The organism is Klebsiella sp. R390 (assembly GCF_051131745.1).
Taxonomy (GTDB): Bacteria; Pseudomonadota; Gammaproteobacteria; order Enterobacterales; family Enterobacteriaceae; genus Klebsiella.
The window spans coordinates 1,199,955-1,224,924 of record NZ_CP180445.1 but is presented as its reverse complement, the minus strand read 5'-3'; the positions used below and the strand labels follow the sequence as shown (position 1 = coordinate 1,224,924).

Annotated in this window: 23 protein-coding genes; 2 read left to right on the top strand and 21 right to left on the bottom strand. The window is 54.1% G+C overall.

The window, feature by feature from the left end; genetic code table 11:
- Positions 1-136: 136 nt before the first annotated feature.
- The 10 genes from rlpA to leuS all read right to left on the bottom strand — a co-directional run bounded on the left by rlpA (position 137) and on the right by leuS (position 10,891).
- Positions 137-1,252 (bottom strand): endolytic peptidoglycan transglycosylase RlpA, encoded by a 1,116-nt coding sequence (gene rlpA / locus ACMYSP_RS05745; RefSeq protein ID WP_434585924.1) that lies wholly within the window; start codon positions 1,250-1,252, stop codon positions 137-139.
- 10 nt (positions 1,253-1,262) lie between these two features.
- The gene (gene mrdB, locus ACMYSP_RS05740) at positions 1,263-2,375 is read right to left on the bottom strand and encodes a peptidoglycan glycosyltransferase MrdB (RefSeq protein WP_123755941.1); all 1,113 of its coding nucleotides are present in this window, start codon (positions 2,373-2,375) and stop codon (positions 1,263-1,265) included.
- Positions 2,375-4,276: a peptidoglycan DD-transpeptidase MrdA gene (gene mrdA / locus ACMYSP_RS05735; protein ID WP_434585923.1), complete on the bottom strand. Its 1,902-nt coding sequence runs from the start codon at positions 4,274-4,276 to the stop codon at positions 2,375-2,377. The genes mrdB and mrdA overlap by 1 nt, the downstream gene beginning before the upstream one ends.
- Positions 4,277-4,303: 27 nt before the next feature.
- A complete protein-coding gene (gene rlmH, locus ACMYSP_RS05730) occupies positions 4,304-4,771 on the bottom strand; it encodes a 23S rRNA (pseudouridine(1915)-N(3))-methyltransferase RlmH (protein ID WP_015584895.1) in 468 nt (155 codons plus the stop codon).
- Positions 4,772-4,774: 3 nt separating this feature from the next.
- Positions 4,775-5,092, bottom strand: a complete 318-nt coding sequence (gene rsfS, locus ACMYSP_RS05725) for a ribosome silencing factor (protein WP_123755943.1) — start codon at positions 5,090-5,092, stop codon at positions 4,775-4,777.
- Between the two features lie 221 nt (positions 5,093-5,313).
- The gene (locus ACMYSP_RS05720; RefSeq protein WP_434585922.1) at positions 5,314-5,943 is read right to left on the bottom strand and encodes an adenosylcobalamin/alpha-ribazole phosphatase; all 630 of its coding nucleotides are present in this window, start codon (positions 5,941-5,943) and stop codon (positions 5,314-5,316) included.
- Between the two features lie 86 nt (positions 5,944-6,029).
- Positions 6,030-6,680, bottom strand: a complete 651-nt coding sequence (gene nadD, locus ACMYSP_RS05715) for a nicotinate-nucleotide adenylyltransferase (protein WP_434585921.1) — start codon at positions 6,678-6,680, stop codon at positions 6,030-6,032.
- Positions 6,673-7,704 (bottom strand): DNA polymerase III subunit delta, encoded by a 1,032-nt coding sequence (holA, locus tag ACMYSP_RS05710; protein WP_434585920.1) that lies wholly within the window; start codon positions 7,702-7,704, stop codon positions 6,673-6,675. Before holA ends, nadD begins: the two co-directional genes overlap by 8 nt.
- A complete protein-coding gene (lptE, locus tag ACMYSP_RS05705) occupies positions 7,704-8,294 on the bottom strand; it encodes an LPS assembly lipoprotein LptE (RefSeq protein WP_434585919.1) in 591 nt (196 codons plus the stop codon). Before lptE ends, holA begins: the two co-directional genes overlap by 1 nt.
- 14 nt (positions 8,295-8,308) lie before the next feature.
- A complete protein-coding gene (gene leuS / locus ACMYSP_RS05700; RefSeq protein ID WP_434585918.1) occupies positions 8,309-10,891 on the bottom strand; it encodes a leucine--tRNA ligase in 2,583 nt (860 codons plus the stop codon).
- 220 nt (positions 10,892-11,111) lie between these two features.
- Between leuS and ACMYSP_RS05695 the strand changes: the two genes are divergently transcribed.
- Complete coding sequence (locus tag ACMYSP_RS05695) at positions 11,112-11,597, top strand: zinc ribbon-containing protein (RefSeq protein ID WP_174508387.1); 486 nt, start codon at positions 11,112-11,114, stop codon at positions 11,595-11,597.
- 42 nt (positions 11,598-11,639) lie between these two features.
- Here ACMYSP_RS05695 and ACMYSP_RS05690 read toward each other — a convergent pair whose 3' ends face one another.
- From ACMYSP_RS05690 to ACMYSP_RS05645, 10 genes are all read right to left on the bottom strand, one after another.
- A complete protein-coding gene (locus ACMYSP_RS05690) occupies positions 11,640-13,406 on the bottom strand; it encodes a filamentous hemagglutinin N-terminal domain-containing protein (protein WP_434585917.1) in 1,767 nt (588 codons plus the stop codon).
- 48 nt (positions 13,407-13,454) lie between these two features.
- Positions 13,455-15,134, bottom strand: coding sequence for a ShlB/FhaC/HecB family hemolysin secretion/activation protein (locus ACMYSP_RS05685; RefSeq protein WP_434585916.1), 1,680 nt, complete (start codon positions 15,132-15,134; stop codon positions 13,455-13,457).
- A 469-nt stretch (positions 15,135-15,603) separates the two neighbouring features.
- Positions 15,604-16,329: an amino acid ABC transporter ATP-binding protein gene (locus tag ACMYSP_RS05680; RefSeq protein ID WP_123755948.1), complete on the bottom strand. Its 726-nt coding sequence runs from the start codon at positions 16,327-16,329 to the stop codon at positions 15,604-15,606.
- Positions 16,329-17,003 (bottom strand): glutamate/aspartate ABC transporter permease GltK, encoded by a 675-nt coding sequence (gltK, locus tag ACMYSP_RS05675; RefSeq protein ID WP_123755949.1) that lies wholly within the window; start codon positions 17,001-17,003, stop codon positions 16,329-16,331. The genes ACMYSP_RS05680 and gltK overlap by 1 nt, the downstream gene beginning before the upstream one ends.
- Before the next feature lie 2 nt (positions 17,004-17,005).
- Positions 17,006-17,746 carry an amino acid ABC transporter permease gene (locus ACMYSP_RS05670; protein WP_434585915.1) on the bottom strand — a complete coding sequence of 247 codons (741 nt, stop codon included), beginning with the start codon at positions 17,744-17,746 and terminating at the stop codon, positions 17,006-17,008.
- A 163-nt stretch (positions 17,747-17,909) separates the two neighbouring features.
- Entirely contained in the window at positions 17,910-18,848 is a 939-nt protein-coding gene (locus ACMYSP_RS05665; RefSeq protein WP_434585914.1) for an amino acid ABC transporter substrate-binding protein, read from the bottom strand.
- 386 nt (positions 18,849-19,234) lie between these two features.
- On the bottom strand, positions 19,235-20,773 hold the full coding sequence (gene lnt, locus ACMYSP_RS05660) for an apolipoprotein N-acyltransferase (RefSeq protein WP_434585913.1): 1,539 nt from the start codon (positions 20,771-20,773) through the stop codon (positions 19,235-19,237).
- A gap of 22 nt (positions 20,774-20,795) precedes the next feature.
- Positions 20,796-21,674, bottom strand: coding sequence for a CNNM family magnesium/cobalt transport protein CorC (gene corC, locus ACMYSP_RS05655; RefSeq protein ID WP_123755952.1), 879 nt, complete (start codon positions 21,672-21,674; stop codon positions 20,796-20,798).
- Between the two features lie 100 nt (positions 21,675-21,774).
- Positions 21,775-22,242 (bottom strand): rRNA maturation RNase YbeY, encoded by a 468-nt coding sequence (ybeY, locus tag ACMYSP_RS05650; protein ID WP_434585912.1) that lies wholly within the window; start codon positions 22,240-22,242, stop codon positions 21,775-21,777.
- Entirely contained in the window at positions 22,239-23,285 is a 1,047-nt protein-coding gene (locus ACMYSP_RS05645) for a PhoH family protein (protein ID WP_434585911.1), read from the bottom strand. The genes ybeY and ACMYSP_RS05645 overlap by 4 nt, the downstream gene beginning before the upstream one ends.
- On the opposite strand from ACMYSP_RS05645, the gene ACMYSP_RS05640 reads away from it, so the two are divergent.
- Positions 23,278-23,451, top strand: a complete 174-nt coding sequence (locus tag ACMYSP_RS05640; protein WP_174508389.1) for a hypothetical protein — start codon at positions 23,278-23,280, stop codon at positions 23,449-23,451. The genes ACMYSP_RS05645 and ACMYSP_RS05640 overlap by 8 nt on opposite strands.
- Here the strand turns inward: ACMYSP_RS05640 and miaB are convergent.
- On the bottom strand, positions 23,439-24,872 hold the full coding sequence (gene miaB, locus ACMYSP_RS05635) for a tRNA (N6-isopentenyl adenosine(37)-C2)-methylthiotransferase MiaB (RefSeq protein ID WP_434585910.1): 1,434 nt from the start codon (positions 24,870-24,872) through the stop codon (positions 23,439-23,441). The genes ACMYSP_RS05640 and miaB overlap by 13 nt on opposite strands.
- Positions 24,873-24,970 lie beyond the last annotated feature (98 nt).

Here is a 24,970-nt window from a genome sequence, read left to right as displayed (position 1 = left end):
ACAACGGCATCCGTGATCGAGTTTAAAAAAGTGCCTTACTATAACAAATGCTCTGTGGGCCTTCATCCGAGATTGCGCATGACTTTGTTAATGACTTTTTCATGCGCATAACAATCTGGATAGCGGCCACGCGTGTTTAGTTGGCGTGAGTAATAAATGATTGCAGCTGGGCTTCGCTTTGCAGACGCTGTTGTACGGTGCTGGCCTGTGCTTTGCTGGCGAACGGGCCTAGCTGAATGCGCCATACTGCGCCGTTTTGCATCACGCGGCCCGGAACGGAAAACTGCTGGCTGAGGCGCTGCTGATATTGCTGTGCGCGAGCCTGGTCGCTGACGGCACCAACCTGAACGACAAAGTCGCCGCTGGCGCTGGTCGTCGACGCTACCGCTGCGGTGGTTGCTGTCGCCGCGGCGGCGGCTGCCGGAGCTGGCGTGACGCTACCCTGAACCGAGCCTGGTGCGGTAACCGGTGCGGTCTGCACCGCCGGTTCGCTGCTTTCCAGTACGCCGCTGTTCAGCGGTGTCGGCGCGCCAAGAAAGCCGCTGCTGTTCACCGGTGCACCCATATTGTCTTCCGGTTTCAGCGTGGAGTTGCTGATGGCGCGTACGTTATCCTGTGTTGCCGGGTCGGCCGAGACGCTGCCGCCACCGTCCAGGTCAGGACGGGCAGGCAACGCATAGGTTTGTTTGGCGACCGTGGTACAGGCCATACCCGGGCCCGAGAGCGAGCCGTCTGGTGCGACGATGATCGGATCGATACGCACTTTGGTGTTGTTCGAGGTGTTCAGTCGATCGGCGGAGGCGCGTGAGAGCGAAATCACGCGATCGTTGCCGTACGGGCCACGATCGTTAATGCGCACCACGATCATACGACCGTTGGCGACGTTGGTTACCCGCACGTAGCTCGGGATCGGCAGCGTAGGGTGCGCGGCGGTGAGCTGCGTCGGATCGAAAGCCTCGCCAGAAGCGGTCAGGTTGCTGTTGGGTTCAGCGTCATAAATGGCGGCCAGACCGGTCTGAGTAAAGTTAGACGGATCCTGGACGATTTTATAACTTTTCCCATCGCGCTCGTAATCCTGATTCGCCGTGGCATTGGGCGTTTCATAGTGCGGATCGGCACCGCTGATTTCCACGCTTGGGCCATTACAAACCGGCGGCTGTGGCGTGCTGACCGTTTTCTGTTGAACGTCTTCACCCGAACATGCCGCTAGCAGCCCTGCTGCTATGCAGATCCCCAGCCATTGCTTACGCATCGCAAACCCCTTAAACGCTTTTCGACAACATTTTTCTGTGGGTGTGGATCGACATTACGATACCAAACCCGGCCATCAATACGATCAGGGCGGAGCCCCCGTAGCTGACCAGCGGCAACGGTACCCCCACCACTGGTAAAATACCACTCACCATACCAATATTTACGAAGACATAAACGAATAAAATCAACATTAAACCACCGGCCATGACGCGACCGAAGGTGGTTTGCGCCTGGGCGGCAATCCACAGCCCGCGCATGATCAGCAGAATATAGAGCGCCAGCAGAACCAGTACGCCAATCAGACCAAGCTCTTCTGCCAGGACCGCAAAGATAAAGTCGGTATGGCGTTCTGGCAGAAACTCCAGCTGTGACTGGGTGCCGTGCAGCCAGCCTTTGCCACGTAGCCCGCCAGAACCGATCGCTATCTTCGACTGGATGATGTGATAACCGGCGCCCAGCGGATCGGTTTCCGGGTCGAGCAGCATCATCACGCGCTGACGCTGGTAATCATGCATCAGGAAGAACCACAGAATCGGGATGAACGCCGCAACCAGCACCACCGCCACGCCAATCAGACGCCAGCTCAGCCCGGACAGGAACAGCACAAACAGGCCCGACAGGGCGACCAGAATCGAGGTTCCGAGGTCGGGCTGCGCGGCGACCAGCAGCGTTGGCAGGAAAATCAGCACCAGCGCGATAGCGGTGTTTTTCAGCGAAGGTGGGCAGACGTCACGGTTAATAAAGCGCGCGACCATCAACGGCACCGCGATTTTGGCTATTTCCGACGGCTGAAAGCGGACGATGCCGAGATCCAGCCAGCGCTGCGCCCCTTTGGAGATGGCACCAAAGGCATCAACCGCCACCAGCAGGATAATACAGAAGATATAGAGATAGGGCGCCCAGCCTTCATACACCCGCGGCGGGATTTGCGCCATGACGATCATGATAACAATCCCCATGGCGATCTGGCCGATCTTACGCTCCATCATCCCCATATCCTGACCACTGGCGCTCCAGATAACCAGTGCGCTGTAAGTCAGCAGCGCCAGCAGGATAAGGAGCATGGTGGGGTCGAGATGGATTTTATCCCATAACGATTTTTTGTTCGGATTATCGGTCATTATTGATCCTCGCCCGCCGTCGCTGCCGGGCTTTCACTCGGCAGGTTTGTGTTGTTGTCACCCAGCATTATGTGGTCGAGAATCTGGCGCATGATGGTACCGACCGCTGGGCCAGCACCGCCGTTCTCAAGAATAATGGCAACCGCAACTTCGGGGTTGTTATAGGGGGCAAACGCCGTCATGAGTTTATGGTCACGCAGACGTTCGGCGATTCTGTGCGCATTATAGGTTTCATTGGCCTTCAGGCCAAAGACCTGCGCAGTACCGGATTTAGCGGCAATTTTATAGGGTGCGTTGGCGAAGTATTTATGTGCGGTACCGTTGCCACGGTTGGCTACGCCGAACATCCCATCCTTGGCGATTTCCCAAAAACCGGAGTGAATATCGCCGACCGGTGGTTCGTGCGGCTGTACCCAGGGCACCTGTTTGCCGTCTTCGACCGTGCTCTGCAGCAGGTGCGGCACTTTGACCACGCCATCGTTAATCAGGATCATCAGCGCCTTGTTCATCTGAATCGGGGTGGCAGTCCAGTAGCCCTGACCGATACCGACCGGAATGGTGTCGCCCTGGTACCAGGGTTTCTTAAAGCGTTTTAGCTTCCATTCACGGGTGGGCATATTCCCGGAACGCTCTTCCGACAGGTCAATCCCGGTGTAGTGGCCGTAACCGAATTTGCTCATCCACTCCGAGAGACGGTCAATGCCCATGTCGTAGGCCACCTGGTAGAAGTAGGTATCCGCAGACTCTTCGAGCGCTTTGGTCACGTTCAGATGGCCGTGGCCCCATTTTTTCCAGTCGCGATAGCGTTTGTCAGAACCCGGCAGTTGCCACCAACCTGGATCGAACAGGCTGGTATTGCGGGTAATGACGTTAGCGCTAAGTGCCGATACTGCCACGTAAGGTTTTACCGTCGATGCTGGCGGATAGACCCCTTGCGTCGCACGGTTGACCAGCGGGGTGTTGGGGTCGTTCAGCAGCCCGGAGTAGTCTTTGCTGGAAATGCCGTCAACGAACAGGTTCGGGTCGTAGCTCGGCGTGGAGACCAGCGCGAGAATGCTGCCAGTGCGCGGGTCGGTAACGACCACCGCAGCACGGCTGCCGGCCAGCAGCGTCTCAATATACTGTTGTAGCTTAAGGTCGAGGGTCAGGTAGATATCGCGCCCGGCCTGCGGCGGCACCTCTTTAAGCTGGCGAATGACGCGGCCACGGTTGTTGACCTCGACCTCTTCATACCCGGTCTGACCGTGCAGCACGTCTTCATAATAGCGTTCGATCCCCAGCTTGCCGATGTCGTGCGTTGACGCATAGTTGGCCAGCTTGCCCTCTTTATCCAGGCGGTCGACGTCTTTATCGTTAATTTTGGAGACGTAGCCAATCACGTGGGTCAGGGCGGAGTTATAGGGATAGTAGCGGCGTTTGTAGCCTTTGACTTCTACGCCGGGGAAACGGTACTGGTTAACCGCAAAGCGTGCCACCTGGACTTCGCTGAGGTTGACCTTAACGGGGATAGAAGTGAAGCGGTGAGAACGCGCGCGCTCTTTCTTAAAGTTGGCCACATCGTCATCGGTCAGGTCGATGACATCGCGCAGAGCATCCAGCGTTTGCTGCACGTTATCGACTTTTTCCGGCATCATCTCCAGTTGGTAGATCGTGCGGTTCAGCGCCAGAGGGGTACCGTTGCGGTCATAGATAATACCGCGGCTCGGCGGGATCGGGACCAGCTTAATACGGTTTTCGTTTGAGCGTGTTTGATAGTCGGTGTAACGCACGATTTGCACGTTATAAAGATTGGCAACCAGTATGCCGGAAAGCAGCAAAATCCCCAAAAAAGCGACCAGCGCCCGGCGCACAAACAGCGAGGATTCAGCCGAATAGTCGCGGAAAGAATTCTGTAATTTCATTCGCTGCTTAGTCTACCCTGGTCATCATTATTCACGGTGGTAAGGGTGGTTGGTGGTAATGCTCCACGCACGATACAGGCTCTCAGCGACCAGTACACGAACCAGTGGATGAGGCAACGTGAGCGTGGAGAGCGACCAACTCTGTTCCGCGGCGGCCTTGCAGGCCGGGGAGAGCCCCTCCGGACCGCCGATCAACAGACTGACATCGCGGCCATCCTGTTTCCAGCGTTCCAGTTCGCGTGCCAGCTGCGGTGTATCCCATGGCTTGCCCGGAATATCCAGGGTCACGATACGATTTTTCCCCGCGGCCGCCAGCATCATTTCCCCCTCTTTATCGAGGATGCGCTTGATATCGGCATTTTTACCGCGTTTGCCAGCGGGAATTTCCAGCAGCTCGAACGGCATATCTTTCGGAAAACGACGCAAATATTCACTAAAGCCGGTCTGAACCCAGTCCGGCATTTTGGTGCCAACGGCCACCAGCTGCAGCTTCACGCATTAACTCCAGAGTTTTTCCAGCTCGTACAAATGACGGCTCTCTTCCTGCATGACGTGAACCATGACGTCGCCAAGGTCGACAACAATCCAGTCGGCGGCGCTTTCGCCTTCAACGCCGAGCGGCAGCATACCTGCAGCGCGGGATTCTTGTACCACGTGATCGGCAATAGACATGACATGGCGCGTGGACGTGCCGGTGCAAATAATCATGCAATCTGTAATGCTGGATTTGCCATGTACGTCAATGGCAACGATGTCCTGACCTTTCAGGTCATCAATTTTGTCGATAACAAAATCCTGGAGTGCTTTACCCTGCAAGAGTTCCCCCTGGGTGAGTGAAGAGTGATAATTGTAAAGAGCCTGACAGTATACCCGATCTTACTTAAAAGTCGGGATAAATGTCGGCTGCCAGGCGCTGAAGGCGGCTATCATCCCATCCATCGCCCGCGATTGCATCGCCATTTTTGTAAAACAATTTCTGCAAACATCGTTTAGCGGATGCGTTCAGGCTGCGGAGAATAACAGTCTGATCTGACCTGTCAATGGTCTGCACGGAATTCTTCTTCTGCCACCCAGACGGCCTGGCTATTTAGTACCCGCAGGGTGACAAAATCAGGGCGCACGTCGAGCGCGCTCCACGCCCCATGCTCGATTGGGAAATGCCACATCGCCTGCGCGGGGAGTTTCATTAAGGTGGTCATTAGCAGGCTAAGGGCACCTTTGTGACCGACGATCAGCAGATGGTCAAGATGGGCGTAGTGGGGCAGGTGCGCGGCGAAATCGGCAACGCGTCGGGAGAACGACGGGAAGTCCTCGCCGTGAGTCGGTGCCGCATGCTGCCAGTCCGCGCACCACGCGGCGTAGTTTTCCGCATCTTCGTGCTGTAAATCCCGGTGGTGGCGCATCTCCCAGTCGCCAAAAAACATTTCGTTGAGATCGGGGACGATCTGGCGTGGGATCTCCCGGCTGCCGAGCAGCAGATCGGCCGTATGCTGGGTTCGTTCCAGCGCGCTACAAAATACGCGATCGAACGGCACGCCCTGCAGCATGCTACCGAGGGTCTGCGCCTGGCGCTGACCGCGCGCGGTTAACGGGGTAGGAGCGTGTCCGCTGTACAGGCCGGCAACGTTGGCCTCGGTCTCGCCATGACGAACTAACCATAATCTCACGGTATACAGGCCTTCTGACAATGCGAATGAGGGTGAGTAGAAGAGTATAAGCTCCCCGGATGCACTGGGGATGCATTAATGAAGGTCTAGCAATAGAGCTTGTGCTGATGGATATAGTCCAGCACCGCAGCCGGCAGCATGTCGGCGCAGGATTCACCGCGCTCCAGGCGCTGGCGAATAAGGGTGGCGGAGATATCAAACCACGGCGTCTCGGCCAGATAGATCGCCCCGGCAGGGCGGTTGTGCAGCTGTTCTACATCATGCGTTAAATGCTGATCCAGCCAGCGCTGATCCGCTTCCTGCTTCATCACCAACGGGTAGCCCGGGCGACGGCACACGATCAGATGGGCATTATCCAGAATGGTGGCGTAGTTGTGCCAGGTCGGGAAGGTGAGCAGCGAATCCTGGCCAATAATAAACGCCAGCGGTCGGTCTGGCCCCTGTTCCTGTCGCCACTCGGCCAGCGTCAGCGCGGTATACGACGGCGTCTGGCGCTGAAGCTCACGTTCATCGAGGACAAATAATGGCTTATCGGCAATAGCCAGCTCCAGCATCTGTTTACGCTGGGCGCTGCTGGCCTCAGGCTGCGGGCGATGCGGCGGGACATTATTCGGCACAATAATGACTTTCCCCAGCCCGATCTGGTTCGCCAGAATTTCAACCGGTTTAAGGTGTCCATAATGCACCGGATCGAAGGTGCCGCCGTACATTGCCTGCAACTGATTCATATCAACCATCAATAAACACGTCTGCCAGCGCTTTATGGCAGAGCAACAAAGAAAGGCTTTCTAATTCCGGCCAGATGTCGCTGCCGTAATCCTGCTTAAAGGTGATCTCGGCCCGGGCCAGCAGAGTGACGGCCTGGCGCAGCTGGTCCTGACTGAGGCGCGTAAGCGCATCGCTCAACAGCTGGCGACGGTTTTGCCACACCCGGTGTTTATCAAACAGGCTGCGCAGCGGCGTATGGGCCGACTGGCGTTTCAGGTTGACCAGCAATAACAGTTCGCGCTGGAGCGTGCGCAGCAGAATTGCCGGCTCGCTGCCTTCCAGACGTAGCTGTTGCAGGATATGCAGTACCCGTTTGCTTTTGCCGGCCAGCAGCGCATCAACCCAGTGATAGGGGGTAAAGTGGGCGGCATCGTTGACCGCCTGCTCGACGCGAGGCAGCGTGAGCTTGCCGTCCGGCCATAGCAGAGAGAGACGTTCCAGCGCTTGCGCCAGCGCCAGCAGGTTGCCTTCGTAGCAGTAACACAGCAGCTGGCTGGCCGCATCATCAAGCTGCAAATGATGCTGTTTGGCACGCGCCGCCAGCCAGCGTGGCAGCTGGGCATATTCGGGCGTTTGACAGCTGATCTGCACCGCCCGGCTGGCAAGGGCCGTTACCCAGGCGGCATTCTCCTGGGCTTTGGTCAGCTTGTTCCCACGCACAATCAACAGCAGATCGTCATGCAGCATGCCTACCAGGGTGGCAAGCTGTTCGTTGATCGCCGCATTGGGGCCGTTTTCCGGCAGCAGCAGCAGCAGCGTTTGCCGGCTTGAGAACAGGCTCATTGCCTGGCTGAGTGAGAATAAGGCAGGCCAGTCGGTGCTGGCGTCGATGGTCGCGGTATGGTGTTCGGTAAAGCCCTGGCTGGCAGCGGCTTGGCGAATCGCGTCCTGACTTTCCTGCAGCAGCAGTGGATCGCTGCCGAGTAATAAATAAGCCGCGCGCAGCCCTTCGGAGAGCTGCGCGCGGAGTTGTTCTGGGTACAACCGAATCATCAGTTACCCAGCGTGGTGGAGACGCGATTGCCAGACGTTGAGGTTGCTGGAGACGGCGTGACCGTCGTCTCTCCCTCTTTCGTCGCTTCGACATCAGCAACATGGACGCTTGGCAGCTTACGGATCAGCTGTTCAGCGGCTTTGTCATACATCTCCTGGATGATCATGTCCTGCTCGGCATCTTTCGCTAACGCCGCCTGCGGGTTATCGAAGAACGAACGGTAGACCTTCGTGGAGATCGGATAAATATCATGACCTGGGATCAGCACACTGGCCTGCACCGTCATCACCATCTGGTATTCAGCGGTACGACCGTCCTGGAAAATAGAGGCCGTATCTTTCTGAATGGACGATGAATCCAGACGCAGGGAAGGGATGTCCTTACGCAGCGTGGTGCCATCGATCAGCTCAACGCCGTTCAGGCGCAGCTGATTACGTACGGCACGACTTAACGGACCGTTCGGATCGCTCGACTGAAAGATCATGCTCTTCATCGCGGTAGGAACCTGCGTGGTACTACGCAGATGCCAGCCGCAACCAGCGGTGAATAACACCGCCAGAGATACCAACAATGTTGCCAGATATCGCACGCTTCCTCCTGTGCTTAGCCAACGACCAGATTGAGCAGTTTACCCGGGACGTAGATCACTTTACGCACGGTTACGCCATCGAGATACTTCGCGACCAGGTGTTCCTGACCCGCACGTTCACGAACCTGCTCTTCGGTTGCATCGACAGGCACGGTAATTTTACCACGGACTTTACCATTGACCTGAACCACCACCAGCGTGGTGTTTTCAACCATGGCGCTCTCATCGGCTACCGGCCACGGCGCGTTGTCGATATCGCCTTCACCGCCCAGTTCCTGCCACAGCGTGAAGCTAGCGTGTGGGGTGAACGGGTTGAGCATGCGCACGACCGCCAACAGAGCCTCACGCATCAGCGCGCGATCCTGTTCGCTTTCCTGCGGTGCTTTCGCCAGTTTGTTCATCAGCTCCATGATCGCGGCGATCGCGGTGTTGAAGGTCTGACGACGGCCGATATCATCGGTTACTTTAGCGATGGTTTTATGGACATCGCGACGCAGCGCCTGCTGATCTTCGCTCAGGCTGGCCGCGTCCAGTGCAACGGTCGGGCCCTGGTTGGCGTGTTCATAGGCCAGTTTCCAGACACGTTTCAGGAAGCGGTTAGCCCCTTCAACGCCGGACTCTTGCCATTCGAGCGTCATGTCTGCCGGTGAGGCGAACATCATAAACAGACGCACGGTATCGGCGCCGTAACGCTCAACCATGACCTGTGGGTCGATGCCGTTGTTCTTCGACTTGGACATTTTGCTCATGCCGGTATACACCAGCTCGCGGCCCTGTGGGTCGAACGCTTTCACGATACGGCCTTTCTCGTCACGCTCGACGGTCGCATCAACCGGGGAGACCCAGTTGCGCTCGCCGTTTTCGCCGACGTAGTAGAAGGCATCAGCCAGTACCATCCCCTGACACAGCAGCTGTTTTGCCGGCTCGTCGGAGTTCACCATGCCTGCGTCACGCATCAGTTTGTGGAAGAAGCGGAAGTACAGCAGGTGCATGATCGCGTGTTCGATCCCGCCGATATAGATATCAACCGGCAGCCAGTAGTTGGCGGCTTTCGGATCCAGCATCCCGTCGTCGTACTGCGGGCAGGTATAGCGCGCGTAGTACCAGGAGGATTCCATAAAGGTATCGAAGGTGTCGGTTTCACGCAGCGCAGGCTGACCGTTGACGGTGGTTTTTGCCCACTCCGGGTCGGCCTTAATCGGGCTGGTGATGCCGTCCATAACCACATCTTCCGGCAGAATAACCGGCAGCTGATCGGCTGGGGTTGGCATCACGGTGCCATCTTCCAGGGTCACCATCGGAATCGGTGCGCCCCAGTAACGCTGACGGGAAACCCCCCAGTCGCGCAGACGGTAGTTAATTTTGCGCTCGCCAACGCCCATTGCCGCCAGTTTGTCGGCGATAGCGTTGAAACCAGCTTCATAGCTCAGGCCATCGAACTCGCCGGAGTTAAACAGGACGCCTTTTTCGGTCAGCGCCTGCTCGGACAGGTCCGGTTCAGAACCGTCGGCTGCCAGGATAACCGGCTTGATGTTCAGGCCGTATTTGCTGGCAAACTCGTAGTCGCGCTGGTCGTGGCCTGGAACCGCCATGACCGCACCGGTACCGTACTCCATCAGGACGAAGTTGGCTGCCCACACCGGGATGGCTTCACCGGTCAGCGGGTGAATGGCTTTAAAGCCGGTATCGACGCCTTTTTTCTCCATCGTCGCCATTTCAGCTTCGGCGACTTTGGTGTTACGGCACTCTTCGATAAACGCCGCCAGTTCCGGGTTGCTCGCTGCCGCCTGTTGCGCCAGCGGGTGACCTGCCGCAACGGCCAGGTAGGTACAACCCATGAAGGTGTCCGGACGAGTGGTGTAGACGGTCAGCTTGTCGGCATAGTCGTTAACGTTGAAGGAGATTTCTACCCCTTCAGAACGGCCGATCCAGTTACGCTGCATGGTTTTTACGGTATCTGGCCAGTGATCCAGAGTATCCAGATCGTTGAGCAGCTCATCCGCATAGGCGGTGATTTTGATAAACCACTGCGGGATCTCTTTGCGTTCAACTTTGGTATCGCAGCGCCAGCAGCAGCCGTCGATAACCTGTTCGTTGGCCAGCACGGTCTGGTCGTTCGGGCACCAGTTCACCGCAGAGGTCTTCTTGTACACCAGACCTTTTTTATACAGCTCGGTGAAGAACTGCTGTTCCCAACGGTAGTATTCCGGGGTACAGGTCGCTACTTCACGGCTCCAGTCGTAGCCAAAGCCCAGCTTTTTCAGCTGGTTTTTCATGTAGGCAATATTGTCGTAGGTCCACGGTGCCGGTGCGGTGTTGTTTTTCACCGCCGCGCCTTCAGCCGGCAGACCAAACGCATCCCAGCCGATTGGCTGCAGTACGTTTTTGCCCAGCATACGCTGGTAGCGGGCAATCACGTCGCCGATGGTATAGTTACGCACGTGGCCCATGTGTAGTCGACCAGAAGGATAAGGAAGCATCGACAGGCAGTAATACTTCTCTTTGCTCTCGTCTTCAGTTACTTCAAATGTACGATGATCGTCCCAATGAAGCTGGACTTTCGATTCTATCTCTTCCGGGCGGTATTGCTCTTGCATGGCAGCCAGTGGTCCTGTTTTCAAACCGCTACAAAGTGTAGCCAATGGATGTGTTATCAGATCGCCATAGCATAGCCCAAACGCCCACGTCAAAACAGCCTTTCGCACATTAACATCGGCAAAAGCGGCACAGACTATTTAGTGACTCTGTGGGCTAACTGGCAAAGCAGATAACAAATAAGGTCTATCATTAGAAGAAGTTAACCACACCGGAGGCGAAATGATGAACAAGGTTGCTCAATTCTACCGTGAACTGGTGTCGACGCTCAGTGAACGGCTACGCAATGGCGAGCGGGATATCGACGCCCTGGTGGAACAGGCGCGGGCGAAAATTAGCGAGTCGGGTGAGTTAACGCACCGCGAAATTGAGACCCTGACCAAAGCGGTCAGACGTGACCTGGAAGAGTTCGCGCGCAGCTACGAAGAGAGCCAGGATGAGCTGACAGATAGCGTGTTTATGCGGGTAATAAAAGAGAGCTTGTGGCAGGAGCTGGCGGATATTACCGATAAAACCCAGTTGGAATGGCGCGAGGTGTTTCAGGATCTGAATCATCATGGGGTCTACCATAGCGGCGAAGTGGTAGGGCTGGGGAATCTGGTGTGCGAACACTGCCATTATCATCTGGCGGTCTATACCCCGGATGTGCTGCCACGCTGCCCGAAATGCGGCCATGACCAGTTCCAGCGCCGTCCTTTTGAACCCTAATCCAAAAGGCGGTGCGGCAATCTTATCGCACCGCCTTACTTGTTAAAGGACGGTATTAATTACGGTGCTTTTGAAGTTCTGAGTACCGCCCATTTCTTGTGCAAAGGAATGAGTAGAGTTAAGAATCAACTGATTGGCGTTCAGCGTGCCTGTGCCGCAGGAGAACCAGTTGAACAAACCGCAGCCGTAGCCACCGTTGTCGACCTTGCCGGTCGTCATCGTGAGGATGCCGCCAGCCGTAATCGTGTTACGGTTAGTAATATTGCCCTCTTTACCAGTGATCAACTGCATATCGTTAACGGCGGTCAGTTTGCCTTCATTCAAAATCTGGTTGCTGGCCGTGATAGTGATCGCATTAGCATCAATATCTTTTTTGTTCTGCATCTTCGCGCTGGTGATGTTTAAGGTGTCGGCTTTTATCGTCCCGTTATTCAGGAAAGTATTACCGTTGGCAATCAACATTCCAGAGGCGTTGATAGTGCCGTGCTGATTGATATTACCATTGGTTTGCAAGGCTATATTGGTGCCGGTGAGCTTACCGGAATTAGTGATCTGGCCCGTGGAGAGGGCGTTATCTTTTGCCGACTGCACGATCAGGGTGTTTGTTCCTGCCATTTCTCCTGAAACGGTAAGGCTCGATCCCCCGAAGGCCACTCGCGTGATTTGGCTGCTGATCGTACCAGCGTTATCCACGTTATTTGCCGCGGTAACCATAATCTGATTATCAGAAAGCAGGCTCGCGCCAGAGGTATTAGTAACATTGCCGCCAGAATTTACGCTCAGAGTGCCAGTACCTTTAACCGTTCCCTTGTTCTCAAAATTACCCGCAGAGGTGACCGAGAGCTGCGTATCGCTTTGAATCGTGCCGGTATTGGAGAATGAACTCGCGCTGTTCAGTGTGGTGGTGTTGTTGGTCTTAATGCTTCCGGTATTTTTAATGGATGCACCGAGCAACTGGGTGCTGATACCGTTGCTGGTGATGTTTCCTTCATTAACCAGCGCGCCGTTGCTCAATATGACCAGCTTTGACGTTGCTGCAATGGTTCCCTGGTTACGAACACCAAATCCAAGGTTATTGCCTACCATCGTAATGCTATCGGCTTTCACGCCGCCCAGGTTGCTGATATCAATGCTGTTCTGTGAGAGGTTACCCGGTTTTTTGCCCGCTGGCGCGATAGTATCTTTGGTGGTGTCATAGGTGAAACTGCCTGCGGCAATCAGCGCATTGGTGGCGTTAACCGTTCCGTTCAGAGTAACGGCTTCAGCCAGCAGGATGGCGTAGCTGTCCTGAACATTCATGCCACCATTGTTCACGGTCAATTTACCGCCGGTTACGGTGATGTCTTTAAGCGCACCGGTATCGTCCAGCGCCACGTTACCGGTGGTTAGAACAGTTCTGTTGGTGTTAATAAAGCTACAGCCGGAGCAGGTGATACCGTTCGGGTTTGCGATGATCACATCGGCTTTTTGACCGTTGACTTCGAGGAAGCCATTTAGCGTACTTGCCTTGTTCGAGAGTACTTCGTTGAGGATGACGCTGGCAGCGCCATCGGTCAGGTTGTTATTTTTGGGGATGTTGCCCAATGTCGTGTGTGAAACGTCAGCCGAGCTGTTATTCAGCACAACGCCTTTGCTATCAACATTGAATTCCCGATACATATTATGGGAAACACCCGCAGCGTTAGGCTTTTCGATATCAATAACCTTCGTTCCGGATATATGGGTGTAGCTTGATGGATCGGCCCAGGCCACAGAAGATGTTAATGCTGCTACTGTTAATGCAATACTGGATATTTTAAATTTGAACATACGTTTATTCCTTTTGATATGATTTTGCTGTGTTGAGAAATGATTGCGTCAAAATCGCCTTTGCAAGGAAAAACCTAAATTAAGCGAGTTTGTCTGAAAGCTGTCTGGTTTTGCCAGCGGCATACCAATGAACAAATCGTATTGCGTTTGTAGAAGGTTTCCGCGTAACCCGCTAACGGCGCCGGAAAGGACTTTCCCTTCCTGATAGCGGTCATTGCCAATAATTCTTCCTGCATCGATGCCTATATAAAACTGTTGGTTGGCAACCGGTAAATCCCAGATGAAATCATTTCGTAAGAACCATCCCTGGCTGCTTGATAATGTTCTTTCGCCGTCGAAACCACGAACCGTCCAACGGTTGCCGATATTAAAGGTATTATCTGATGATAAGCGGTCAGGGCTCAATTGCGCGCTAAAGTAGGGCGCATAGCTGAACTTATCTCCGGTAATATCAAATTTCATTAATGACTGAAGATCAACGTGCACGACTCTGGCGTATTTATCATATAACCCCGCTTTTTCCTCGGGAGTAGGGGAAGAGCTTATCCAGCCAAACCGGTTCTGTAAGCCCAGACTTACATCGACAATTTTTTTATCAAAATAGTGCTGGTGGCGTAATATGACCTCCAGGCCTGGGGTGCTCTTGCGCATGACTGCTAGCTCGGTACCGCCGAAGTAATAATGTGAATTACTCTTAAAAACTCTGATGTCAGCTGATGTTTTTTGTGAGCGCGTATGCGAAAGAAGTCGTGACAGCGTGGCACTGTAGTAGCGGTTTTCACTTTTGTAGTCCGTCGTAGACCACTGCCCCTTAAACTGTTGGAGGTATTCACTTTGTGAAGCGTACAGGCTTAGATCCCAGTAGCCAAAGGGAATGGAATAATAGATGCTGGAGTTATTATTACCTTTATAGTCCTTGTTAAATTCGACATCACCACCAGCAGAAATATAAAAAATATCATTCAGGGACGTCAGGTTATAGAGATAAAGCGCCGCCCCGGCCTGGTAACGTCCACTGGTCTGGCTGCCGGCATCATTGAGCCAGACGCCAAGTTGCCAGGGTTTACCCGCTTTGCGTGTGATCTCAATGTCACTTTCCCCTTGCTGCTCACCGGGTAGGATCTTCATATGCGCAGCAGAACCAGGTATGCGCTGTAAGTTAGCCATACCTTGTTCAAGGTCAGGTAAATAGAGGCGTTCTCCTTGGCCGGTAGGAAGCGAATTCCACAACTGTGTCGTATCGTTTTTGTCGTCTGAATAGGTAACTTTCTCTATCTTCCCGTAGGTTAACGTTAAATGTAAGATACCTTCCTTGAGGGATTGCGAAGGAATATCAATAAGAGATGTGATATATCCCTTTGCAATCAACTCATTTTGCATCTTACGTGCCAGTAATTTAAAACCGTTAACGCCTAAACATTTTCCTTTGGCTTCTGCCATCAGCTTTTCTAACAGCCGAACGGTATGTTTATTATCATCGGACTCAATAATGACCTCGTTGATATATTTGCATTGTTCCTCGTCGGGGAAGGTGATTTTAGCCTCGTGTTGTTTGCTCTCGGCTGGCCGGTACTCCTGCTGCTGCGGTGCCAGTGCATCTTTGCGGGCTCTATCCTGTTCGTTCTGATTAGCCATAGTGTCGCCGTTATTCACAGCCGCGCCGGTACTAAAACATAGCAGGACGTATGTCATTAAAGCCATAATGCTATTTTTGTTTTTAATATGCATAAAACCCTTTATTTATTATTTTGATTAACGTGCGGTGTTGTTCTCTCCTTTCCTAAAGGAAGTCGTTTTTCCGTCATTTTTAGGTTAAGGCAAGCCAGGTGTGGCACATAATAATGCCGTCTTTCGATGCGTGATGTTGTTGGCGGAATTTAAACAGTGAAGTCATCAAGGCAATCGCATCATAGCGAACTCATCTGGTGTGTTCTATATATTGTTTCTTATTTAATTTGAAGTTGAAGGGGGTTGTGAAGTGAAGTTCATTTGGTTTTATTAATTCATAATAACTTTTATTAATTTATGGTTGAGGCAGGTGAAATTAATATTTACTCACAGTAATGTCGCGGCCAGCGCATTCAACCTCAGCGTTGCATTGCCGCAAGATTTACGCTCTGTAATGAAATCGGTGAGAGACAGATATCAACAATGTGAAGTAGTGCGCAATCAGCCGATTGCGCACCTGATGAAGGGATTAATGCAGGATTTTTGCGAGGAAGTCTTTGGCGCGATCGGACTGCGGATTGGCGAAGAACGCCTCTTTGTCTGAATCTTCAACAATCTTACCTTCATCCATGAAGATCACCCGGTTAGCCACCTTGCGGGCAAAGCCCATTTCGTGGGTTACCACCATCATTGTCATGCCTTCGTTCGCCAGTTCGACCATGACATCCAGCACTTCGTTGATCATTTCGGGATCCAGCGCAGAGGTCGGTTCGTCAAACAGCATGGCGATCGGATCCATACACAGCGCACGGGCGATTGCCACACGCTGCTGCTGGCCGCCGGAGAGCTGGGCCGGGAATTTGTCGGCATGGGCGGACAGGCCCACACGCTCCAGCAATTTCAGGCCTTTGGTCCGCGAGGCCGCTTTGTCGCGGTTAAGCACTTTGACCTGTGCCAGGGTCAGGTTGTCGATGATCGACAGATGCGGAAACAGTTCAAAGTGCTGGAACACCATCCCGACGCGGGAGCGCAGTTTGGCGAGGTTGGTTTTTTTATCGTTCACCTTGGTGCCATCCACGGTGATCTCGCCCTGTTGGATCGGTTCGAGCCCGTTGACGGTTTTAATCAGCGTCGATTTACCCGAGCCGGACGGCCCGCAAACCACCACGACTTCACCTTTCTTCACTTCCGTGGAGCAATCGGTCAGCACCTGAAAGTGACCATACCATTTTGAAACGTTTTTCAGGGTAATCATTACACAGTCCTTTTCTTCAACCAGCTGACCAACAGCGATGCGCTGAGACTAATGACAAAATACACGGCACCTGCGAACAGGATCATCTCGACCTGCGTTCCGTCGCGCTCGCCAATGGTGGAGGCGGTACGGAAGAAGTCGGCCAGGCTCAGGACGTAGACCAGTGAGGTATCCTGGAACAGAACAATCCCCTGCGTCAGCAGCAACGGCACCATGGCGCGAAACGCCTGCGGCAAAATAATCAGCTTCATGGATTGCCAGTGGGTCATACCCAGCGCCAGCGCGGCGCTGGACTGGCCGCGGGAGATGCTCTGGATTCCCGCGCGAATAATTTCCGAATAGTACGCCGCCTCAAACATCGAGAAGGCCACCATGGCGGATATCAGCCGGATATCACTCTTCGGCGACAAACCTAGTACGTTCTGCAGAAAGCCGGGAACGATCAGGTAGAACCACAGCAGGACCATGACCAGCGGGATCGAACGGAACACGTTGACGTAGGTTTTCGCGAACCAGGACAGCGGCAGGAAGCTCGACAGGCGCATGACCGCCAGCAGGGTCCCCCAGACGATACCGATAATAATCGCGGTGACGGTGATTTTCAGGGTAATAACCAGCCCGGCCAGCAGGTAGGGCATGGAGGGAACGATAGAACTCCAGTCAAAATCGTACATGATTATTTGCCCCCCAAATTGCCCGGCAGGCGGACCTTACGTTCAACCACATACATTATCAGCATAATCACAGCGTTAATCAGCACGTAAGCGAGGGTTATCGCCGTAAAGGATTCCCACGCGTGAGCGGAGTAATCCAGCAGCTTACCCGCCTGCGCTGCCATATCCGCCAGCCCGATGGTTGAGGCGATGGCCGAGTTTTTCACCAGGTTCATCATCTCGGAGGTCATTGGCGGCACGATGACGCGGTAAGCGTTGGGCAGCAGTACATAACGATAGGTCTGCGGCAGCGTCAGGCCCATTGCCAGGCCGGCATTTTTCTGCCCGCGCGGCAGCGACTGAATTGCGGCACGAACCTGTTCACAGACGCGAGCGGCGGTAAACAGCCCCAGGCACAGCATAGAAGAGACAAAGAACTGAATATTGGGATCCAGTTCGGACTTGAACCACATGCCGATATCTTCCGGCAGGAGCTCAGGCACGACCAGATACCAGGTGAAGAACTGGACGATCAACGGTACGTTACGGAACAGTTCAACGTAGCAGGTGCCGATGCTGGATAACCAGCTGTTGGGGACGGTACGTAAAATACCGAACAGCGAGCCGGCGAGGAAAGCGATGACCCAGGCGCTAATCGATAAGGCGATAGTGACCTGAAAGCCGCTCCATAGCCAGCCCAGATAGGTGGTGTTGCCGAACGGGGCCTGTTGCAGGAATATTCCCCAGTTCCAGTCTATTGACATAAATGACTCCTGGAAAAAAAAGGGTAGCATCGCTACCCTCGAAGATTATTGTTCAGCCTGTTTCGGTATTCGCGGCGGCTGGGGAACGACCAGCCACCGTATAGTCTGTCCGTGCTGTCACAACAATCGGAAGGGCAAGTCGCTTTGCCCCTTGTTTTTTTAATTAGTTAAGAGCTTTGTCATTTGGTGATTTGAACAGCGCCTTCATGTCGTCGGAGAGGTCAAAGTTGATGTTCATCCCTTTTGGTGGGATCGGATTTTTAAACCAGGTATCAAACCACTTCGCCGCTTCCCCTGAGGTTTGCGCCTGCGCAATGGTATCGTCTAACAGTTTTTTGAATTCCGGGTCGTTTTTACGCAGCATGCAGCCGTAAGCTTCATGGGATTGCGGTGTCCCGAGAATTTCCCAGTTGTCCGGTTTCTTCGCCTTCGCGCGCTCGCCAGCCAACAGCGCATCATCCATCATAAAGGCCACTGCACGACCGCTTTCCAGGGTACGGAAGGAGTCACCGTGATCTTTCGCGCCGATGATACGCATGTTCATTTTCTGCTCGTCATTCAGCTTATGCAGCAGAATTTCCGAGGTGGTACCGGAGGTGACAACGACTGCCTTGCCTTTCAAATCGGCGAAGTCTTTAATCGGGCCGCCTTTTTTCACCAGCAGACGCGTACCGACAACGAAGATGCTGTCGCTGAAGGCGGCTTGTTTCTGGCGTTCCAGATTGTTGGTGGTTGAGCCGCACTCAAAATCGAAGGTTCCGTTTTGCAGCAGCGGAATACGGTTTTGCGAGGTAATCGGGATCAGTTTGACTTCCAGATTTGGTTTGTTCAGCTTTTTCTTAATGGCGTCAACGATGGCGTTGGAGTAATCCTGAGAGTAACCCACCACTTTCTGCTGGTTATCGTAGTAAGAAAACGGCACCGATGATTCGCGGTGGCCGACGACGATAACATCGTTTTTAGCGATTTTTTCAAGGGTAGGCATCTGCTGTTCCGCAGGCGGTTGCCCGGCATCAGCGGCCGGTTTGGCTTCTTCCGCATGTGCCAGGCCGGCGGTCATACCCATGACCAGCATTGCTGTGGTCAGTTTACGTAATTGCATATCCAACTCCTTATCCGCAGCGTCACTGACGCTTTTGATACCCATTGTGAATGTGTGTGTGCGTTATTATTGCTGCGATATTTGTGTGCAGCATTTGTATGTGTTTGTTAGCATTTAGTTTGGCTTAATGTAAAGATTTTGCTGTTATATTGTTTATTTTTGCGAACTACTCCGCACCGTTTAAAGGCAAAAATCGTCCATTGCACCAAATTAGTGCCGGGTCGGTATCGTGCTGGTGCAACCGGGTTATACCAGTACACGATGGCGTGGTGACCTGAGTTTATTAAGCAAGGGGCGTGCCAGATTAAGGCGAGGGAGAGATTTGCCCCGGCGACGAATGTCGACCGGGGCTAACAGCGAGGGACTGCGCTTTCAGGTAAGAATGCCTATCGGCGGCGTTGACGCAGGCTCATGATCAGGGCGCCAAAACCGAGGAGCGCGGTGAGCGCCCACAGTGGCCAGTTGCCGGTACGCGCATACGGTGTCAGACCGCTGGTCGGCGTGACCCTGGTGGTCAGAACCGCACGGGTGAACTGCGGGATCATGTCCTGAATTTCACCGCGTGGCCCAATTACCGCCGTAATGCCGTTATTAGTGCTGCGCAGCAGGGGACGAGCCAGCTCGAGGGCGCGCATACGTGCCATCTGGAAGTGCTGCCACGGGCCGATGGACTTACCAAACCAGGCGTCGTTTGAGATGGTCAGCAGGTAGTCGGTGTCCGGGCGGAAATTATCGCGCACCTGTTCACCGAGAATAATCTCGTAGCAGATTGCGGCCGTCAGCTTCATGTTATGCGCCACCAGCTGCGGCTGAACGTAAGGACCACGGCTGAATGAGGACATCGGCAGATCGAAGAACGGTGCCAGTGGACGCAGAATCGACTCCAACGGTACGAACTCGCCAAACGGCACCAGGTGATTCTTGTTGTAGCGGTCTTTGGAGTCGTAGCTGTACGGGTTGTCTTTACCGAGGGTGATGATGGTGTTGTAGGTATCGTAACGGTTTTGCTTATTCAGACGGGCGTCGACGATACCGGTGATCAGCGAGCTGTTTTTGGCGCGCAGCAGGTCGTCCATCATGCTAAGGAAATGCTGCTGGTTAATTTCCAGATCCGGAATGGCTGACTCCGGCCAGACGATCAGCTGAGACGAACCCATATGCGGCTGTGTCAGGTCGAGGTAGGTTTTCAGCGTATTGACCAGCTGGTTTTCATCCCATTTCAGTGCCTGAGGAATATCCCCCTGTACTAACGAGACCTGGGTTGCGCGTTCCGGCAGCAGCTGATACCACTGGATATAGCGCAGCGGGAAGGGCAACGCGAACAGCACCACGGCGGCGATCAGCGGCTTCAGGTTGCGCTGTACCAGCGCCAGCACCAGCAGGCCGCTTACCACCATTAACAGGAAGTTAATGGCCTCCACGCCCATTACCGGCGCCAGCCCTTTCAGCGGGCCGTCAATCTGGCTGTAGCCAAACTGTAGCCACGGGAAACCGGTCAATACCCAGCCGCGGAGGAATTCGGTAATCTGCCAGACCACCGGTGCGGCAATCGCAACGCGTAGCCAGTTGGTTTTCGGCCACAGGCGCGACAGCAGGCCGGCGAACAGCCCGGTATACAGCGACATATACGCCGCCAGCAGCACCACCAGGAAGACGTTGACCGGGCCAGGCATACCGCCAAACTGCGCAATGCTGACATACACCCAGTTGATGCCGGAGCCGAACAGCCCCATTCCCCAGAAAAAGCCGATCGCAGCGCTTTGCAACGGACGACGATTCAGAGTCAGCCCCTGCAGACCGATTAATGAGACAATCGCCGCGGGCCAGATATCATAAGGAGAAAAAGCCAGCGTTCCGCTGGCTCCGAATAATAGCGCCAGCAGCAAACGTACGCGCTGGCGTTCGATAAGAGAGGCAAATACCATTTAGGCTAATCGTCCCGTGTAATTAGTCTTCCAGCTTCGGCTGCGGTGCGTCATCAGGAAGTTTGACATGAACCTGGATGATACGTCGGCTGTCGGCCATAGCGACCTTGAATTGGTAACCATCAATGTCAACCGACTCGCCACGCGCTGGCAGATGACCAAAGGCCTGCATCACCAGCCCACCAATGGTGTCGACTTCTTCATCGCTGAAATGGGTACCATAGGCTTTATTGAAGTCTTCAATCGGAGCCAGAGCGCGCACCGTCCAGGTGTGGCGGCTCAGCTGACGAAAATCGATGTCTTCTTCTTCATCGTATTCGTCTTCGATTTCACCAACGATTAGTTCGAGAATGTCCTCAATGGTCACCAGACCAGAGACGCCACCGAACTCATCGATCACGATAGCCATATGATAGCGTTGGGAGCGAAACTCCTTCAGCATGCGGTCAACCCGCTTGCTTTCAGGCACGACAACCGCCGGGCGTAACACTTTTTCCATGCTGAACGCTTCAGAGTCACTGCGCATAAACGGCAGCAAATCTTTGGCCATCAGAATCCCTTCAATGTGATCTTTATCTTCACTGATCACCGGGAAACGCGAGTGGGCGGACTCGATGATCACATCGAGGCATTCGTCCAGGGTCTGGTTGCGTTTCAGGGTAATCATCTGCGAGCGGGGGATCATGATATCGCGGACGCGTTGGTCGGCGATGTCCATTACCCCTTCGAGCATATCGCGCGTATCTTCGTCGATAAGGTCGTTTTGCCCGGAATCACGGATCAGCTCCAGCAGTTCATCACGGTTTTTGGGTTCTCCGTGAAAAAGCTGGCTGAGTAACAGGGAGAAGAATCCCTTTTTGCTGTTTACTGTGTCACTACTGTGTGAATTGTCGTCGCTCATGGCGTCGTGTGGGTTCTCATGTTAGTTAAATGTCGCTCGTCGCGCGTATGCTCAGCGCCGGACGGCACGGGTGCTGCTCGCCGGTCAGACCGGCGGCAGGCTATTCCTTCTCGGCAATGTACGGATCCTCATAGCCCAGAGCAAGCATTATCTCTGTTTCGAGGGCTTCCATCTCTTCCGCTTCTTCATCAATGATATGGTCATAGCCCAGCAGATGCAGACTGCCGTGGATAACCATGTGCGCCCAGTGCGCCTCCAGCGGTTTCTCCTGCTCTTTGGCTTCCTGTTCAACTACCTGACGGCAGATGATCAGATCGCCCAGCAGCGGCAGTTCGATCCCCGGTGGCGCTTCAAATGGGAAGGAGAGCACGTTAGTGGGTTTATCCTTGCCGCGATAGGTCAGGTTCAGCTCGTGGCTTTCGGCTTCGTCGACCAGGCGAATCGTCACTTCTGATTCTTCCTGGAACTGAGGGATCACCGCATCGACCCAGTGTTGGAACCGGGCTTCATCCGGCAATCCGCCGTTATCTTCGCAAGCCAGCTGTAAATCGAGAATAACCTGACTCATTTTTGCTCCTGTTCCTGGGCTTCGCGTTTGCGCTCGGCGGCCAGTTCTGCTCTACGTTTTTGATCGGCTTCTTCCCATGCTTCATACGCATTGACGATACGGGCAACCACCGGATGGCGGACCACGTCTTCGCTGTGGAAGAAATTGAAGCTGATTTCATCGACTTCGGCCAGCACTTCAATGGCGTGGCGCAGGCCGGATTTGGTGCTGCGCGGCAGGTCAATCTGTGTGACGTCGCCGGTGATCACCGCTTTGGAGTTAAAACCGATACGGGTCAGGAACATCTTCATCTGTTCGATGGTGGTGTTCTGGCTTTCATCGAGAATAATAAAGGCATCGTTGAGCGTACGGCCGCGCATATAGGCCAGCGGGGCGACTTCGATAACGTTGCGCTCAATCAGCTTTTCGACTTTCTCGAAGCCAAGCATTTCGAACAGCGCATCGTACAGCGGGCGCAGGTACGGATCGACTTTCTGACTCAGATCTCCTGGCAGGAAGCCCAGTTTTTCCCCGGCTTCCACGGCAGGGCGGGTCAGCAGAATACGACGCACATCCTGACGTTCAAGCGCATCAACCGCCGCAGCCACTGCCAGATAGGTTTTCCCGGTCCCGGCCGGGCCGACGCCGAAGGTAATATCATGGTCGAGGATATTGGCGATGTATTGCGCCTGATTTGGCGTACGTGGCTTGATGACGCCACGCTTGGTCTTGATATTGATGGCCTTGCCATAGTCCGGCACGCTCTCAGCGCTTTGCTCCAGCACCCGGGCTTCTTTGATGGCCAGGTGGATCTGCTCCGGTTCAATATCCTGAATCTGGCCGCGCATAGGGGCGGTATCGACGTACAGGCTGCGTAAAATATCGGCCGCTGCGTTCACGCAGATCATGCGTCCGGTCAGTTTGAAGTGATTGTCACGACGATTAATTTCGATGCCCAGGCGGCGCTCCAGTTGCTTGATGTTGTCATCAAACGGGCCGCACAGCCCCAACAGGCGTGCGTTATCCGCTGGCTCCAGGGTTATTTCACGGGTTTCTATGTTCAAGCTGTTCCTCTTTACACGTTTTGCCGGACGGCGAACGTCTCCGGCCAGTAAGGAAATTATTCACGTCATGGAAAAATGGCGCAAGCATTGCGATAAATATTGGGCCAGGGAGAGGAAAAACAAGGCCCGCCAGGTTTGGCAGGCCTCTGCGGATCACGGCTGGTAAGTGCTCACGCCAAGATCGTTTTCTTTGCGGGTACGGGCGATAACGGATTCCGGAGATTCCACGATACGCAGCCCCATTTCCTCTTCAGTACGCACAATTTTGCCGCGTAGCGAATTGGTGTAGACGTCCACGATTTCGACATCGACAAACTTGCCAACCATATCCGGGGAGCCTTCAAAGTTGACCACGCGGTTATTCTCGGTGCGCCCGGAAAGCTCCATGATGCTCTTACGCGAGGTGCCTTCCACCAGAATACGCTGGGTGGTGCCGAGCATGCGTCGGCTCCAGGCCATGGCCTGCTGGTTGATGCGTTCCTGAAGAATATGCAGACGCTGTTTTTTAACCTCATCCGGCACGTCGTCAACCATATCAGCCGCCGGCGTACCCGGACGCGCGGAGAAGATAAAGCTGTAGCTGACATCCATATTGACGTCAGCAATGACCTTCATGGTTTTTTCGAAATCGTCGTTGGTTTCACCCGGGAAGCCGACGATAAAGTCGGAACTTATCTGGATGTCCGGGCGGGCTTCGTACAGCTTGCGGATGATGGCTTTATATTCCAGTACCGTGTGCGTACGGCCCATCATATTCAGTACCCGGTCAGAGCCGCTTTGTACCGGCAGGTGCAGGAAGCTCACCAGCTCTGGCGTATCGCGATAGACGTCAATGATGTCATCGGTGAATTCGATCGGATGGCTGGTGGTAAAGCGGATACGGTCAATGCCGTCGATCGCGGCCACCAGACGCAGCAGGTCGGCAAAGCTGCCGGTGGTCCCGTCGTAGTTCTCACCGCGCCAGGCGTTCACGTTCTGGCCCAGCAGGTTGACCTCACGGACGCCCTGAGCCGCCAGTTGGGCGATTTCAAACAGGATATCGTCAGAAGGGCGGCTGACTTCCTCACCGCGGGTGTAAGGTACCACGCAGTAAGTGCAGTATTTGTTGCAGCCTTCCATGATGGAGACAAAGGCCGTCGGACCTTCGGCTTTTGGTTCCGGCAGTCGGTCGAATTTTTCGATTTCCGGGAAGCTGACGTCGATGATCGGCTTACGATGATCGCGCATGCCGCGAATAGTGTCGATCATTTCCGGCAGACGGTGCAGAGTCTGCGGGCCAAAAATAATATCGACGTAATGCGCGCGCTGGCGGATGAGTTTACCTTCCTGAGACGCCACGCAGCCGCCAATGCCGATGATGACATCCGGGCGTTTGGCCTTAATCAGCTTCCAGCGTCCCAGTTGGTGGAAGACTTTTTCCTGTGCCTTCTCACGAATTGAGCAGGTATTGAGCAGCAGCACATCCGCTTCTTCAGCCACTTCGGTCAGTTGATACCCGTGCGTGGCATCCAGCAGGTCGGCCATCTTTGATGAATCGTATTCGTTCATCTGACAGCCCCAGGTTTTAATATGGAGTTTTTTTGTCATCGACTTGCTCATGCTTAATGATAGAAATTCAAAATGACGGGTACGTATACTTTTATTCTGTGAATGTCGAATTGCAGGAAGGCGGCAAGTCCGGGAAG